Source organism: Arthrobacter sp. D5-1 (assembly GCF_017357425.1).
In the GTDB taxonomy this organism is placed as follows: Bacteria; Actinomycetota; Actinomycetes; order Actinomycetales; family Micrococcaceae; genus Arthrobacter.
In genome coordinates this window covers 117358-132325 of record NZ_CP014571.1, presented here as the reverse complement: position 1 = coordinate 132325, position 14968 = coordinate 117358, and the positions used below count along the sequence as shown (strand labels likewise).

The 14968-nt window shown below is 63.0% G+C and carries 14 protein-coding genes; 7 read left to right on the top strand and 7 right to left on the bottom strand.

Features of this window, described 5'->3' with window-relative positions; translation table 11 throughout:
* The first annotated feature begins 35 nt into the window (after positions 1–35).
* The gene (locus tag AYX22_RS00585; RefSeq protein ID WP_207597413.1) at positions 36–1856 is read left to right on the top strand and encodes a sugar-binding domain-containing protein; all 1821 of its coding nucleotides are present in this window, start codon (positions 36–38) and stop codon (positions 1854–1856) included.
* Positions 1857–1916: 60 nt separating this feature from the next.
* Here the strand turns inward: AYX22_RS00585 and AYX22_RS00580 are convergent, their stop codons facing one another.
* On the bottom strand, positions 1917–2714 hold the full coding sequence (locus AYX22_RS00580; protein ID WP_207595641.1) for a glycerophosphodiester phosphodiesterase: 798 nt from the start codon (positions 2712–2714) through the stop codon (positions 1917–1919).
* A gap of 13 nt (positions 2715–2727) precedes the next feature.
* Positions 2728–3000: a hypothetical protein gene (locus AYX22_RS00575; RefSeq protein WP_207595640.1), complete on the bottom strand. Its 273-nt coding sequence runs from the start codon at positions 2998–3000 to the stop codon at positions 2728–2730.
* A gap of 138 nt (positions 3001–3138) precedes the next feature.
* Here AYX22_RS00575 and AYX22_RS00570 point away from each other — a divergent pair, with 138 nt between their 5' ends.
* Positions 3139–4005 (top strand): SDR family oxidoreductase, encoded by an 867-nt coding sequence (locus tag AYX22_RS00570; protein WP_207595639.1) that lies wholly within the window; start codon positions 3139–3141, stop codon positions 4003–4005.
* Between the two features lie 28 nt (positions 4006–4033).
* Here the strand turns inward: AYX22_RS00570 and AYX22_RS00565 are convergent, their stop codons facing one another.
* Together AYX22_RS00565 and AYX22_RS00560 are read right to left on the bottom strand one after the other, a co-directional pair.
* Complete coding sequence (locus tag AYX22_RS00565) at positions 4034–4852, bottom strand: isocitrate lyase/phosphoenolpyruvate mutase family protein (RefSeq protein ID WP_207595638.1); 819 nt, start codon at positions 4850–4852, stop codon at positions 4034–4036.
* 68 nt (positions 4853–4920) lie between these two features.
* Positions 4921–5730 (bottom strand): HAD family hydrolase, encoded by an 810-nt coding sequence (locus AYX22_RS00560; RefSeq protein ID WP_207597412.1) that lies wholly within the window; start codon positions 5728–5730, stop codon positions 4921–4923.
* A gap of 71 nt (positions 5731–5801) precedes the next feature.
* On the opposite strand from AYX22_RS00560, the gene AYX22_RS00555 reads away from it, so the two are divergent.
* Positions 5802–6863, top strand: coding sequence for a glutathione S-transferase family protein (locus AYX22_RS00555; protein ID WP_207595637.1), 1062 nt, complete (start codon positions 5802–5804; stop codon positions 6861–6863).
* Between the two features lie 23 nt (positions 6864–6886).
* Here the strand turns inward: AYX22_RS00555 and AYX22_RS00550 are convergent, their stop codons facing one another.
* Together AYX22_RS00550 and AYX22_RS00545 are read right to left on the bottom strand one after the other, a co-directional pair.
* Positions 6887–7822, bottom strand: coding sequence for a carbohydrate kinase (locus tag AYX22_RS00550; protein WP_089593110.1), 936 nt, complete (start codon positions 7820–7822; stop codon positions 6887–6889).
* A 40-nt stretch (positions 7823–7862) separates the two neighbouring features.
* Positions 7863–8684, bottom strand: a complete 822-nt coding sequence (locus tag AYX22_RS00545; RefSeq protein WP_207595636.1) for an alpha/beta hydrolase — start codon at positions 8682–8684, stop codon at positions 7863–7865.
* Positions 8685–8794: 110 nt separating this feature from the next.
* Here AYX22_RS00545 and AYX22_RS00540 point away from each other — a divergent pair, with 110 nt between their 5' ends.
* The 3 genes from AYX22_RS00540 (at position 8795) to AYX22_RS00530 (ending at position 12576) form a co-directional block, all read left to right on the top strand.
* The gene (locus tag AYX22_RS00540) at positions 8795–9901 is read left to right on the top strand and encodes a RelA/SpoT domain-containing protein (protein WP_207595635.1); all 1107 of its coding nucleotides are present in this window, start codon (positions 8795–8797) and stop codon (positions 9899–9901) included.
* A gap of 22 nt (positions 9902–9923) precedes the next feature.
* Positions 9924–11420, top strand: a complete 1497-nt coding sequence (locus tag AYX22_RS00535; RefSeq protein ID WP_207595634.1) for a SulP family inorganic anion transporter — start codon at positions 9924–9926, stop codon at positions 11418–11420.
* Positions 11421–11580: 160 nt separating this feature from the next.
* On the top strand, positions 11581–12576 hold the full coding sequence (locus AYX22_RS00530) for a bile acid:sodium symporter family protein (protein WP_207595633.1): 996 nt from the start codon (positions 11581–11583) through the stop codon (positions 12574–12576).
* 3 nt (positions 12577–12579) lie between these two features.
* Here the strand turns inward: AYX22_RS00530 and AYX22_RS00525 are convergent, their stop codons facing one another.
* Positions 12580–13584 (bottom strand): LacI family DNA-binding transcriptional regulator, encoded by a 1005-nt coding sequence (locus tag AYX22_RS00525; protein WP_207595632.1) that lies wholly within the window; start codon positions 13582–13584, stop codon positions 12580–12582.
* A 129-nt stretch (positions 13585–13713) separates the two neighbouring features.
* Between AYX22_RS00525 and AYX22_RS00520 the strand changes: the two genes are divergently transcribed.
* Positions 13714–14967, top strand: a complete 1254-nt coding sequence (locus AYX22_RS00520; RefSeq protein WP_207595631.1) for a D-arabinono-1,4-lactone oxidase — start codon at positions 13714–13716, stop codon at positions 14965–14967.
* Position 14968: the final 1 nt, after the last annotated feature.

Below are 14968 nucleotides of genomic sequence, written 5' to 3'. Positions count from 1 at the left end.
CATCTCGCGTTAGGTTTTTGAGTGTGACCCAAAATGTGACCTCCGCCATGCCCAAGCCCGAACACCCCCGCCCGCAGCTGGTCCGCGAGCAGTGGCTGAACCTCAATGGAACCTGGGCATTTGAGATCGACGCCGGTGACTCCGGTTTGGAACGCGGCCTCACCACCCGCGTACTCAACAGCGAAATCCTGGTGCCGTTCGCGCCGGAATCCAAGCTGTCGGGGATTGAGCATGTCGATTTCATGGAAGCAGTCTGGTACCGGCGCACGGTGACCATCCCGCAGGAATGGGTAGGTCAAAACGTCCTGCTTCACTTCGGCGCTGTGGATCACGACGCCACGGTGTGGGTGAACGGCGTCGAAGTGGCCCGCCATCGCGGCGGCTTCACTCCCTTCACTGCAGACCTTGGAGGAGTGGCCGAGCCCGGTACGGACGCAGTAATTGTGGTGCGGGCCAGGGATTCCCGGCACGAAATGCAGGCCCGTGGCAAACAAGCCACGTGGTACAACAACACCCACTGCCAGTACACCAGAACGACCGGAATCTGGCAGACCGTGTGGATGGAAGCAGTCCCTGAGGTCCATATCAAGCGCCTCCAAATGACACCCAACCTGGCGGACTCCAGCATCACACTTGAGGTGCCCGTCAGCCAGAACCGGAACGGGCACACCATCACCGCGGTACTCAGCGACAAGGGTGACATGCGGGTTGAAGCTACGGTCAAAGCCGATCTGGACCTTACGCCCTCCCTTCGGCTGGAAATCCCCAGCGAGTCCCTGCGCCCTTGGTCAATTGAAGATCCCTTCCTGTATGACCTTGAGGTCAGCGTGATGGACTCCGCCGGCAATACTGTTGACCACGTCAGCAGCTACGCAGCAGTGCGGTCCGTTGCCTTGGACGGAAAGGTTGTTCGCATCAACGGCAAAGCAGTCTTCCAACGCCTCATTCTGGATCAGGGCTACTGGCCCGAATCGCTGATGACCTCTCCGGATGACGCAGCCTTGATCAAGGACATCGAACTGTCCATGGCAGCTGGTTTCAACGGCGCCCGGCTCCACGAGAAAGTCTTCGAGGAACGCTTCCTCTACCACGCTGACCGGCTCGGCTATCTGGTGTGGGGCGAGTTCGGCGACTGGGGTGTCTCCGGCGGAGGAACTGTGGGGCACAACCAAAGGCCCACAGCGAGCTTCGTGGCGCAATGGCTGGAAGTGCTTAAGCGCGACTTCAATCACCCTTCCATCATTGGTTGGTGCCCGCTGAACGAGACACACCAAGTGATGCATGACCGCCCGACTGTGCTGGATGACGTCACCGAAGCCATGTTCCTGGCTACCAAGCTCGCTGATCCCACACGCCCGGTCATCGACGCCTCCGGATACTCCCACCGCATCCGGGAAACGGACATCTACGATTCCCACTCCTATGAGCAGGATCCGGACCGCTTCCGCCTGGAACAACAAGGCCTTGCGGACGGCAAACCGTTCATCAACCGCACAGCGGACGGCCAGGACTACTCAGTGCCGTATGCCGGGCAGCCCTACTTCGTCTCGGAATTCGGAGGGATCTGGTGGAACGAAGTTGAGGCCCGCCAGGCTGTGGACGGAAGCGACGTCGCCTCCTCGTGGGGCTACGGCCAGCGGGTCGGCTCAGAGGAGGAGTTCTACGCCCGGTTCGACGGTCTGTGCTCAGTCCTGCTGGAAAACCCGGACATGTTCGGGTACTGCTACACCCAACTGACGGACGTCTTCCAGGAGAAAAACGGCATCTTCAACTTCGACCGCAGCAACAAGTTCGACCTCGCCAGGATCCGTGCGAGCCAAATCCGGCCTGCAGCGATCGAAACCCGAGGGAAGTGAGAGAGCGCCCCCACCAAACCCGAGGGAAGTGATAGAGCGTCCCCACCCCCGGACGCTCTATCAGACCCACTCGCCCCGGCGCACCAGAACTTTCTTGAGGAGGTCGAGCCGGTCGGACACGATGCCGTCCACGCCCAGGTCCAGCAGACGCTCCATCTCTACAGGATCGTTGACGGTCCACACATGCACCTGCCTGCCAAGTCGATGGGCGCGGCGTACAAATCCGGGCGTCACCACCGGCAACCACCCATAGCGGACAGGAACCTGGAAGACGTCGACGTCGGAGAGCAGCTTGCGTGCCAGAGGCGTCGGAAGTATGGGCCCAAGAAGGACGAAAAGCGCTGTCAGGGAGCTGCCTGCCGAGGACGCCACTCGGCGGGAAAGCTTGGAAAGGACTGCGCGGCGTCGCCTATCCGAGAAGCTGGTGACCAGAACCCTGTCATGGATGCGGTGCTTCTCAATGGCGGCAGCCATTGTGTCCACAGAATTCCAGTCCTTGACGTCCAGGTTCAGCCGGGCACCGGGCAACGCCGTGACCAGCTCCTCAAAGGTTGGCACCGGCTCCAGCCCGCCGATCCTCGCCAGAGCTACTTCGGCCGCCGTCAGCTCGGACACTTTCCCTGCGGAATCAGTCACCCTGTCCAAGGACGAGTCATGGAAAACCAGCAGCACGCCGTCGGACGTGGTGTGGACGTCTGTCTCGAGGTGCATCGTACCCAGATCCACCGCAGCCCTGAATGCTGCCAGGGAATTCTCCAGACCGTCCAAGGAGAATCCCCGGTGGGCGAAGGCCAGAGGGCCCACTGAACCATCCTTGCGGAGGAAATAGGGCAGCGTCACACCCGTAGCGTAGCCCATCGCCAAGGTGCGGCTAGGACTCCTGCGGGAGTGCCGCCGTCGTCCTTTGCGGAACGATCGCCACGCCGTCGCTGACGTGCACCAGCGTGCGGCCGCGACCGCCGTCGAGCTCCACCCACACCGCGGTGGCATCGCCGGTGACGGCGTCCACCACCCCGGACGATTCGTAACCCGGCGTCAGAGTGACGCTGACCCGATCGCCCTGGCGCAGCGAGCGCCAGTGATGGTCCGGTTCGATCCGCCGCAAAGGCGCAGTATTGACGTTGTTGATCCGACGCTTGGCCATGATTCCCCCTACACATTCAACGAGACGATTTCACCGTGCGAACGGGTCCTTGGCTGGAAGCCTACGGAGCCAAGTTGAACGCCGGTTGTATGGAAGCTGGGAACTGGGTGACACCGCGGGACTGGCAAACTAAAGGGCATGACTGTGTTGATAGCCGGATGCGGCGACCTTGGAACCGAAGCCGGACTCCGCTTCGCCGCTGCGGGCCATGAGGTGGTGGGATTGCGCCGATCCCCCGGGAAGTTGCCTGCCGAAATCCGCGGCGTGTACGCGGACCTCTCCACCGAGCTGCCGGAACTACCGTCAGACGTGGACATTGTGGTGGTGGCAATTGCGGCCGATTCCTCTACCGAAGAGGCCTACCGAGCTGCCTACGTGAGCGGAGTGAAGAACGTCCTGGACGCCCTGGAACGGCAGTCCATTCAACCGCGGCGCATCCTGTTCGTCTCCTCCACGGCTGTGTACAAAGACTCCGGCGGGGCGGTGGTGGACGAGTCCACCCCCACCGAGCCCACGCGATTCAGCGGCAAAGTCCTGGTGGAGGCAGAGAAGCTCCTGTTCGCCCGGACCCGCGGAACCCTCACCCAGCCCATTTCGCTGCGGTTGGGCGGCATTTACGGACCGGGTCGCACCCGGCTGATCGACCAGGTCCGCAGTGGCAAGGCCGTTATTCCCGCCCTCCCCCGGCACACCAACCGCGTCCACAGGGACGACGCCGCCGCGATGATCGTCCACCTCACCACCATGGAAGCCGCCCCGGATTCCGTCTACGTCGGCGTCGATGATCTCGCGGCGGAAATGGGCGACGTCATGCGGTTCCTCGCCTCGGAGATGGGATGCCCGGAACCCCCGACGGCGGCACCCGGCGACGCCTCCGACGCCGGCCCCGGTGACAAGCGCTGCAGCAACGCACGGCTTCGGGCGACAGGCTTCGAATTCACCTTCCCCACGTTCGAAGAGGGCTATCGCGCGCTGCTGGCCGGCGAAGGCGTGCGACACCCGTGAAGCGCGAGGCTTCTTGCTGGCCCGGGGACTACTTCGAGCTGGCGAACAGCCCGTTGAGGGAACCGTAGTCGATGGCTTCGCCCACTGCGTTGTAAGTGCCCTCGGTGTTCAGCTCTTCCGCGGCGCGCTGGGCTACGGCATAGGCGGCTTGGGCTACGCTCGAGCCGAGGCTGACCCGGGAGACGCCAAGCCTTCCGAGTTCGCTGACGCTCAGCGATCCTGCCCCCACCATCACGTTGACGGGGATGGAAATCCCAGCGGTCAACGCGGCAACGGTGTCTGCATCTGATGCTCCGGGAACGAAAATGCCGTCGGCGCCTGCTTCAACATACTTTTCGGCTCTGGCCAGGGCCTCGGCAATTTGCTGCTGGACGGTGCCGGCGCCGGCAAGGAACACATCGGTGCGCGCATTGATGAACAAGTCCTTGCCCGCCTGACGTGCGGCATCCCGTGCGGCTGAGATCCTCGCGCAGAATTCTTCCGGGTCCCGGGAACCATCTTCCATGTTGATCCCCACGGCACCGGCCTCAAGAATATCGGCGACCGTCCTCGCGATTCCTTCCAGCGTTTCCGAATAACCACCCTCGATGTCCGCCGTGACGGGCACCTTGACGGCGTCCACGATGCTGGCGATAACTGCCACAGCACGCTCCCTGTCCAGCCGGTCGCCGTCGGGCATACCCAAGGACCAGGCAACTCCGGCGCTGGTGGTCGCTACAGCGGGCGCGCCAGCTGCCTCCGTGATGACGGCGCTGGCGACGTCCCAGGCGTTGCTGAGTGCCAAGGGCTTTTGGCTGGTGTGGAGGGATCTGAAGTGGGCTGCGGTTTTATTCTGTTCCGGATTCATGAGTCCATTCCACCAGCCATCACAGTGGACGTCCGGCGGAAATCGGACATCACCAGGGCACGAACAAACTAGACCCGCTGCTCCGTCAGCTTTGCCTCGAGAATCTGGGCCACGCCGTCGTCGTCGAAGTGCGGTGCCTGCTGTCCGGCGGCGAGGATGGCCTCCGGGTGTCCGCTGGCCATGGCGTAACCGTGACCGGCCCAGCGGAGCATCTCGATGTCATTGGGCATGTCTCCGAACGCCACTACATCAGCAGCTTCTATCCCCAGGGACTCGGCGTACTTGGCGAGCGTGACGGCCTTGTTGATGCCGGGCACTGACATCTCCAGCATCGCGGTTCGAGGTGCCGAGTGGGTGGTGCTCACCAGGTGGGCGACGGCAGGCTGAACTTCGGCGAGGAATTCGTCCGGCGTGCCTTTCCGGGTAATTGCCAGAAACTTCACGACGGCGTCATCCGCCGTGAGCGTCTCAGCCAGCGGTTTCGGGGTGAATTCGGCGAGAAGCTCGCTGGTTTCGTTCTCGATAAAGCCCGGCTCCAGTTGGAAACCCGTGAGGGTCTCAACGGCGAAGAGCGCGTCAGGCCTGAGCGACTTGATGATCCGACGGGCCTCAAAAACGGAGTCGGCGTCCAGGGCACACGAAGAGAGTGCTTTCTCGGTTTCCAGGTCCCACACCACCGCCCCATTGGAACAGATCACGATTCCGCTATGGCCAAGCTGCTCCTGGAGCGGGTACAGCCAGCGTGGCGGACGACCCGTGACGAAGACGAGTTCCACCCCTGCGTCGCGGCACGCCTGGAATGCCTTGATGGTCCGGTCACTGATTTTGCCGTCGTGACCGAGGATGGTGCCGTCAATATCGCTTGCTACGAGCCGCATCATGCCAGTCTACGTGGGCACAACGGCCCACAAGGTCGCGCGGTTCGGTGAGCCCGGCTTAGGCTGAAGCCATGAGTGAGAAGACCAGCGAAGTCGACGAACACAGCACCCGCGGCGCGTACGTCACTGGCAGTGAGTTCAACCGCGATACCAACTACATCGAGGACCGGATCACCCGTGACGGCGCCACCGGACCCAACGGCGAGCCCGGCTGGCCCGTGGAGCCGGGACGCTACCGGTTGATCGCCGCCCGGGCTTGTCCGTGGGCCAACCGCACCGTGATCGTCCGCAGGCTCTTGGGACTTGAGGACGTCATCAGCCTTGGCCAACCCGGTCCCACGCACGACGCCCGATCCTGGACCTTCGATCTGGATCCGGACGGCAAGGACCCGGTACTCGGCATCGAACGTTTGCAGGAGGCATTCTTCCGGCGCTTTCCGGACTACCCCCGAGGCATCACAGTTCCGGCTTTGGTGGACGTCCCCAGCGGCCAAGTGGTCACCAACAACTTCCCCCAGATCACGCTGGACTTCTCCACGGAGTGGACGGAGTTCCATCGTCCGGGCGCGCCGCAGCTGTATCCGGAGCACCTGCGCGAGGAAATCGACGCCGTCAACAAGAGAGTTTTCACCGAGGTCAACAACGGGGTCTACAGGTGCGGCTTCGCCGGATCACAGGAAGCCTACGATGCGGCGTACACCCGTCTCTGGAACGCTTTGGACTGGCTTGAGGAACGGCTGACCGGCCAGCGATACCTCGTGGGTGACACCATCACCGAGGCCGACGTCCGGCTGTTCACCACCTTGGCGCGTTTCGATGCCGTCTATCACGGTCATTTCAAGTGCAACCGCAACAAACTCAGCGAAATGCCGGCATTGTGGGGCTACGCCCGGGACCTGTTCCAGACGCCTGGGTTTGGGGACACCATCGACTTTGTGCAGATCAAACAGCACTACTACATCGTCCACGAGGACATTAATCCCACGCAGATCGTTCCTGCTGGACCGGATCTATCCGGCTGGCTGAGTCCGCACGGACGGGAATCCCTGGGAGGAAGTCCGTTCGGGGAAGGCACCCCGCCGGGACCAGTGAAGGCCGGCGAGGAAGTGGCCGCCGGTCACGGGGCCAGCTAGACCCCTACGCTTTCGGCCCGTGGTTACGCCACTCCGTGGTTGAGCTCAGCCCGCGTGGGCGGATTCGCGCCTGCCCGCGACACCGTCACGGCGGCCGCACGTGTTGCGTGATCCATGATGGCTGCCAAGGTCTCAGCCGGCATGGCCCTTAAGGCGTCACGATTCTGCGCGCCATCCAGCCCATGGTCAACAATGGCGGACAACAACCCCGCCATGAACGAATCCCCCGCGCCCACAGTGTCCACCACGTTCACAGCTGGTGCGGGAATCTGGGTCTCGCCTGCCCTGGTGATGCCCCACGGACCTCGAGAACCACGTGTCACCACAACCAGGGCCGGACCTCCGGCGCCTCCCAACGTCAGCCAGCGGCGCGCGGATTCCGTTGGATCGATGCCGGGGTACAGCCACTCAAGGTCCTCGTCGGAGGCCTTGACGACGTCGGACAGCGCCACGAAGCGTTCGGCTTGCGTCCGCGCGTAATCAACGTCCGTAATGATGCTCGGACGGCAGTTGGGATCGAAGCTGATGGTGCTGCCCGGGTGGGCGTGTTCGACGGCGGCAAGCACCTCTGCGGCGCCGGGCTCCAGTGCGGTGGCTATGGAACCTGTGTGCAGCAAGGTGGCGCCCTGCAGCATCAGCGGCAACCTTGCGGCGAGTCCGGGCAATTCCCAGGCGAGGTCAAAGACGTAGGTGGCGGCGCCGTCGTCGTCGATTGTGGCAGTGGCCACGCTGGTGGGCTTCTCGTCCGGCGGAAGCGGCACCATTACGGAGCTTGAGCGGAGGTGGGCCGCCACGGAGTCACCGTAGGCGTCCCGGCCATAGCGCCCGATGAACTGCACCGGGTGGTCAAGGCGCGCCAGACCGACGGCTACGTTGAGCGGACTGCCGCCAACGTGCGCCTCGATTCCGGACGAGCGTTGGACCACATCAACAAGAGCTTCACCAATGACTGTCAGCATGGGACAACTCTGCCAGAGGCAAGCCCCTGCGACGTACAGTTTACGAGAGTAGTCGTTGGACCAGTTCGCGGCACTTCTTGTAGGCGACGGCTTTGGGGTCGATCAGGTCGAAGTGGTCACCGGGAACCCGGAGCAACTGGGCGGCGCTTCCTGCCGCCGTGGCTGCAGCAACGTATGCCTCGGACTGGCTGGCGGGAACGTCCTCATCGTCCGTGGCATGGACGGCATATACCGGAACGTCCAGCGGCAGCGAACTCATGGGGTCCGCGTACTTATGCCGTTTGGGGAATCTATGGGAATCCCCGCCCATGAGGTTGCAGACGGCTCCGTTGCTGAGGTTCAGCTTCTCCGCGGCCGCGAGGTTCAGGAGGCCGGACTGGCTGACGACGCCAGTCAGGTGGACGGCATTGTCCTCCGGGCTGCGCTGGAGTTGGCGGTCGGCGTCAGGCGTTCCGATGTCCGAGAGCCGCTGCCGTCCAGCAGCCCAGACCGCCAAATGGCCGCCGGCCGAGTGACCCAACGCGACCACTTTGCCGAGCTGGAGATTGTGATCACCGGCGATGGTGGCCAAGTGGTCGATGCCGGCCAGGATGTCCTCGAAAGTGTGGGGCCAACCACCGCCGTTGCCGGCCCGCCGATACTCGAGGTTCCAGGCGGTGATGCCGTGCGCTGCGAGGTCCCGTGCAAGGGGCTCGCCGAGCTCCGCGCCGTACTGGGACCGCCAGTAACCGCCGTGGATCACAACGGCGATCCCTCCGGCCAGCGCAGGCGCGCCGCGATGGTTTCCGTTGGACGGTTCAGGTATGAAGAGTTCGCCCCATTGGCTGGGGTGTTCGCCGTAGCTGTACTTGTGCCGCAACATTGCGCCCTCCTTTGTACTGAGCCTATCGTGACGATTCACTAGTTTGGCTAGAGGCACCCCGACGGCGAGTGGCTCGGTTCAGTGTCGGACCCGCCCCGTAAGCTGGGGGCATGGCAAGCAATTGGGACAGCCTGGACCAGGATCAGCGCGACGCAGTGGAAGCAAACGTGGCGCTCTATGAGCGTGTCCGCCCTGCCCTGAAACGGGTCACGCGTGATGTCCTGCTCACCTTGAGGGACATGCTGAATGACGCCGAGGTCACTCCGTTGTTTGTCACAGGACGGACCAAAACAGTGGAGTCCTTTCGGGAAAAGATCTCCCGCACCGATGATCCCTTGGAGCCGGGTGGCCCCCGGTTGTTGAAGTTTCCGGATCCCTTCCGCACGTTGAATGACATGGTGGGCATCCGTGTCATCACCAAGCTACCGGCCGAGAACGCCGCCGTGGCCAACATCATCAAGCGGCAGCGGCAGCTCTTCGATTGCCGCGGAGACCGTGAAAAGGACATCGGCTCCATCGAGTCGGGAACCTACGGATACTCCAGCCGCCACCTCATTCTGAGGACCATCCAGAACGAGGCCGTGAAGGAATACCAGCACGTCTTCAATCCGGACATGCCTGCCAACGGCAGCTACTTCTTCGAATGCCAGATCCGCACCGTTTTTGCCCACGCCTGGAGCGAGATCGAGCACGACATCCGGTTCAAGGCCGAAGACCCGCGTGCGTGGACGCCCCACTTTGACCGCCAGTTCACTGCCACAGCTGCCATGTTGGAAACAGTGGAGAGCGCCTTCGCCGATCTTCACGAGCGGTACGAGGAAGTCCGGGGCTACTGGGACCTGGAGGGTGAGGGCGGCTCGCCGCTGACCCCCAACCGGGTCCGGGACGTCTGGCGTACGCTCCTGCCGCACGTTGACCGTAAAGTTGATGACGACTGGGGATGGGCTGCCGAACTGCTCGCCGCCCACGGGCTCACCAAGACCGTGGAGCTGGCCGGGCTTCTCAGTGCCAACCGGATCACCGAGGTCCGCAAGGCCCTGGACCATCGCTATTCACCCGGCCCCGACCGCCTCCTGGATGACCTCTTGTTGTGGCAGTACGGAACCGAACACATTGATCTCACTGCTGAGGCGCCCGACGCCGTTCCGCACCCGCGGCGCGACAGCCTCCAGCGGCGTCTTAAGCAGATTGAGCGCTACCGCCAGACTGCACTGTAAGAAACCTGCCCTGTAAGGACCCATGACTCCGGAGCAACTCATGTCATTGCGGGCGACTTTTCGCTCGCCCCGCCGGCTGCTGACGGAGTCCCTCGCGGGACTTGTGGTGGCTCTGGCCTTAATCCCGGAAGCAATCGCGTTCTCGGTGATCGCCGGTGTGGATCCTCGTATTGGCTTGTTCGCATCGTTCACCATGGGCGTGGTCACCGCGCTGGTGGGCGGCCGTCCTGCCATGATTTCCGCTGCCACTGGCGCGGTGGCATTGGTGATCGCTCCCGTCATGAAGGAACACGGGCTCGACTACCTGATTGCCACCATCATCCTGGCCGGCGTCTTCCAGATCATCCTGGCGGTGCTCGGCGTGACCAAGTTGATGCGGTTTATCCCTCGGTCCGTGATGATCGGCTTCGTGAACGCGCTGGCCATCTTGGTGTTTATGTCCCAGATGCCAGAGCTCTTCAACGTGCCGTGGATGGTCTACCCGATTGTCGTCGTTGGCCTGGTCATTGTGTTCGGACTGCCCCGCCTGACAACTGCCATTCCGGCTCCCTTGGTGGCTATTGTTGCCATCACCTTGGTCACCGTACTGGGTGGCATCGATGTTCCGACTGTCAGCGATAAGGGTGAACTCCCGGACAGCCTGCCCGGCTTCTTCCTCCCCAACGTTCCCCTGAACCTGGAGACGTTCCAGATCATTGCACCCTTCGCGCTGTCCATGGCATTGGTGGGCCTGCTCGAATCGCTGATGACCGCCAAGCTGGTTGACGACATCACGGACACCCGGTCCAACAAGACCCGCGTCTCTTGGGGACAAGGTGCGGCGAACATCGTCACCGGGTTCCTTGGGGGCCTGGGTGGCTGTGCGGTGATCGGGCAGACCATGATCAACGTCAAGGGCTCCGGCGCCCGGAGCCGGCTCTCGACGTTCCTGGCCGGTGTCTTCCTGCTGGTGCTCGTAGTGGTCCTCGGCGACGTCGTGGGCATGATCCCCATGGCCGCGCTGGTTGCCGTGATGATTTTCGTTTCCCTGATCACCTTCGACTGGCACTCCATCCAGCCCTCAACCCTGAAGCGGCTGCCCAAGTCGGAGACCGCCGTCATGCTGATAACTGTTGCCGCTGTTGTGGCGACCCACAACCTCGCGGTGGGTGTCGGCGTCGGCGTTTTGACTGCCATGGTGCTGTTCGCGCGGCGGGTGGCTCATTTCGCAACGGTGGAGCGGACGGAACTCGAGCTCAACGGCGAAGTTGTTGCCACGTACACCGTGGACGGCGAGCTGTTCTTTGCGTCGTCCAATGATCTGTACACGCAGTTCGACTATGCAAAAGATTCCTCAGAAGGCATAGATCGTGTGATCATCGATCTGCACGGCTCCCACATTTGGGACGCGTCCACTGTTGCCGTGCTGGATTCCGTGACCGAAAAGTACCGGAATCACGGGCGCGAGGTGGAATTTATCGGGCTCAACGAGGCCAGCATCCGCATGCGCGAGAGATTGGCCGGGAAGCTCAACTCCTGATCCGCCGCTCCCAACTAGGTAACAGCACACGTCCTAATAAGGGCTCAGTGGTGCGTTTACTGTCACCTAGTTGGGTGCGAAACAGCGGTTGTCTGACATATACCCCTGCGTGGATGTAAAGAAGTCGTTCGGGTTGGACGCCGAGTGTGAGCATGGATGAATGCTTGAGGCAACCAATACCCCGTCGACAACCGAACAAGCCGTTGCGCCCGTCAACGCCGCCCTTGCGGCTGAAGCCAAGATTGCGCGCATCGCTGTCACTGTGTTCCCACTCCTGGTGGTTGCAGCGGGAGTCCTCGGCTTCCTGGTTCCGGATCTGTTCAAACCAATGGGCGTCGCGGTTCCCTACCTGCTGGGCGTCATCATGTTCTGCATGGGGCTCACGCTCACCCCGCCGGACTTTGCCTCGGTGGCCCGGCGCCCATGGGCCGTTGCCCTTGGCATTGTGGCGCACTACGTGATCATGCCCGGCGCCGGATGGCTCATCGCCGTCCTTCTGCAGTTGCCGCCGGAACTGGCCGTCGGGCTGATCCTGGTGGGTTGCGCACCTTCGGGTACCGCTTCGAACGTCATGGCGTTCCTGGCAAAGGGCGATGTAGCCCTGTCCGTGGCCGTCGCCTCGGTTTCCACGCTGATCGCGCCCATCGTGACCCCCGCCCTGACACTCTTCCTGGCCGGCTCTTTCCTACACATCGATGCCGGCGCGATGGTGATGGACATCGTGAAGACAGTGCTGCTGCCGGTGATCGCGGGCCTGCTGGCCCGTTTGTTCCTCTCGAAGCTCGTCGCAAAGGTTCTTCCCGCACTTCCGTGGGCGTCCGCCGTCGTGATTTCACTGATCGTGGCCATCGTCGTCGCGGGAAGTGCCAGCAAGATCGTGGCTGCAGGCGCGATCGTTTTCCTGGCAGTCGTTCTCCACAACGGTTTCGGTCTGGGCTTGGGTTACCTCGCGGGCAAGGTCGGCAGGCTGGACGACAAGGCACGCCGCGCCCTCGCGTTTGAGGTTGGCATGCAGAACTCCGGCCTGGCCGCCACACTGGCCACAGCGCATTTCAGCCCCTTGGCCGCACTGCCGTCTGCCGTGTTCTCGGTGTGGCACAACATCTCGGGGGCAACTGTGGCCGCCTGGCTGGCGCGCCGCCCACTGAAGGACTAGCTCCTAGGGCTGCGTGGTGCCTCGATGGTGCAACTTCCATGGCGAAGCAATCCGGATTCCCTCCGCTGGCGTCACACCCGCCAAGCGATCAAGCAGCATCCTGACCACCTGCTCAAAAATGGGGTCCGGACCAACAGTGGTCAGGGCCGGGTCGTACTCCTGGCCCTCAGTGGAGTTTCCTACGCCAACAATCTGGATATCCTCAGGGACCCGCAGGCCCAGGCGGTACGCGGCACGGATGGCTTGCAGCGCTTCCATGTCGTCCGTGCAGAAGATGGCCGTGGGCCTGTCCGGCAGTTGGAGTAGTTCCACCGCTGACCGATACGCGGTGGCAGGGTGGTGCTGCGACGTCCTGACCAAGGACTCATCCAGAGGTATGCGAGCCTTCTCCAACCCGGCAGCATAGGCGGCAAAGCGGCTCTTGGGCCGTCCAGCTGGGTCTGCCCTGCGGATGCACGCGATTCTGCGGTGGGATCTGGTGAGGAATTCCATGCACTCCGCGAGCCCTTCATCGGATTCGGGGGCCAGGACATCAAACCCGGCGGGCTTCATGGTTCCGGAGATCACTACTTGGGCGACGCCGCGGCGAGCCAGTTCGGTGACGGTTTCGTCGTCTGCCTTGGCCTCGGGGAAGTAGCCGATGATGACACCATCGGCGCCCCCGGACATCATGAACTTCCGCCAATCGTCGCCCAGCAGGATCACCGGTTGGTACCCACGCTCCGGGAGGATCCGGGCCGCCGCCGTGGCGAGGGCGCGGTCCCATGGCCAATCGAGGTTCCCGATAGCCACCGCCACCACGTCCGTCTTCCCCCGACGCATGCCTCGCGCGGCCTGATTGGGCACGTAACCGAGCTCCTTCACGGCCGCCAACACCCGGTCCTGTGTGGGCTGGCTGATCCGCGTTGTCCCGCCGTGACGGCCGGAAAGCACGTAGGACACAGTGGTCAGCGATACGTCAGCCGCCTTCGCAACGTCCCGGATGGTGGGCTTGGATCCCTGGCTCACGTGCAGCTCCTGGTAGACAGCGGGTTTCTTGAACTCTATCGGCAAGGGCTGGACACCCCTTGACTCAATTAGTTGTGAACGTTAACAATTTATGGACGTCCGTATAACGCCAGATGGGAAGATCCTTCAATGAAGAACTGGGCAGGAAACCTCGAATACTCCTCCGCGGAAGTCCACCGCCCCACCTCGGTGGCTGAACTGCAGGAGCTCGTGGCGAACGCAACCAAGATCAAGGCCCTCGGCTCCAGGCACTCCTTCAACACAGTGGCAGACACGGACGGCACCCACATCCTCCTCGACGCCCTCCCCCAGGAAGTTTTGCTGGACGTCGCGAAGGGCACGGTCAAGGTCAGCGGCGCCATCAGCTACGGCGCCCTGGGTCGCGCGCTCGAGGAGCAGGGCTACGCCATCCACAATCTTGCTTCGCTCCCCCACATCTCCGTCGCCGGCGCCATCCAAACCGGCACGCACGGTAGTGGGGTCAACAACCCCTCGCTGGCTGCCGCCGTCGTGGGTGTTGACCTGGTGCGCGCCTCCGGCGAGCTGGTGACACTGACAGCGGACGACGACGAATTCCCCGCCAGCGTGGTGGGCGTGGGAGCCCTTGGCATCGTCACGGGACTTGAGCTGGCAGTCCGCCCGAGCTACGAGGTCCGGCAGCGTGTGCTCACCGGGTTGTCGTGGGAAGGTGCCTTGGCGAACTTCCAGGCCATCGCATCCAGCGCCTACAGCGTCAGCTTCTTCACGGATTACACCGGAGACACCATCCCGCAGGTCTGGCTCAAAGCACTCGACTCCGAGGCTCCCCTGCCGGACCTCTTTGGAGCAACAGCGGCGACCGCGGCCATGCACCCCCTGCCGGACATGTCGGCCGAAAACTGCACCGAGCAGCTGGATGTCGCTGGAAAATGGCTGGACCGCTTGCCGCATTTCCGCCACGAATTCACACCGAGCAACGGTGAGGAGCTGCAGAGCGAGTTCCTTCTGCCGCTGGACCAGGCGCCTGCTGCCTTGCAGGCAGTCCGCGCGCTTGCAGGCAAGCTGGCGCCGCTCCTGTTCATCTCGGAAATCCGCACCATTGCCGCTGACGAGTTCTGGCTCAGCCCGTTCTATCAGCAGCAAAGTGTGGCGCTGCACTTCACGTGGAAGCCCCTCCAGTCTGACGTGGAAGCAGTGCTCCCGGAGCTTGAGGAAGCTCTGCGTCCGTTCGGCGCACGCCCGCACTGGGGCAAACTCTTCACAACCGGGCAGTACGACTTTGCCGCGCTCTACCCGCGGTTCGAAGACTTCCGCGCCTTGGTTCAGGCGAACGACCCCACAGGTAAGTTCCGCAACAGCTTGCTGGACAGCGTGCTGGGCATATCAGCGGCGGCACACGCCTAGC

Coding starts and splice junctions, on each gene's coding strand:
- AYX22_RS00580 (WP_207595641.1), bottom strand. CDS start 2,714: ATGGGCTACGCTACGGGTGTGACGCTGCCCTATTTCCTCCGCAAGGAT.
- AYX22_RS00575 (WP_207595640.1), bottom strand. CDS start 3,000: ATGGCCAAGCGTCGGATCAACAACGTCAATACTGCGCCTTTGCGGCGG.
- AYX22_RS00570 (WP_207595639.1), top strand. CDS start 3,139: ATGACTGTGTTGATAGCCGGATGCGGCGACCTTGGAACCGAAGCCGGA.
- AYX22_RS00565 (WP_207595638.1), bottom strand. CDS start 4,852: ATGAATCCGGAACAGAATAAAACCGCAGCCCACTTCAGATCCCTCCAC.
- AYX22_RS00560 (WP_207597412.1), bottom strand. CDS start 5,730: ATGCGGCTCGTAGCAAGCGATATTGACGGCACCATCCTCGGTCACGAC.
- AYX22_RS00555 (WP_207595637.1), top strand. CDS start 5,802: ATGAGTGAGAAGACCAGCGAAGTCGACGAACACAGCACCCGCGGCGCG.
- AYX22_RS00550 (WP_089593110.1), bottom strand. CDS start 7,822: ATGCTGACAGTCATTGGTGAAGCTCTTGTTGATGTGGTCCAACGCTCG.
- AYX22_RS00545 (WP_207595636.1), bottom strand. CDS start 8,684: ATGTTGCGGCACAAGTACAGCTACGGCGAACACCCCAGCCAATGGGGC.
- AYX22_RS00540 (WP_207595635.1), top strand. CDS start 8,795: ATGGCAAGCAATTGGGACAGCCTGGACCAGGATCAGCGCGACGCAGTG.
- AYX22_RS00535 (WP_207595634.1), top strand. CDS start 9,924: ATGACTCCGGAGCAACTCATGTCATTGCGGGCGACTTTTCGCTCGCCC.
- AYX22_RS00530 (WP_207595633.1), top strand. CDS start 11,581: ATGCTTGAGGCAACCAATACCCCGTCGACAACCGAACAAGCCGTTGCG.
- AYX22_RS00520 (WP_207595631.1), top strand. CDS start 13,714: ATGAAGAACTGGGCAGGAAACCTCGAATACTCCTCCGCGGAAGTCCAC.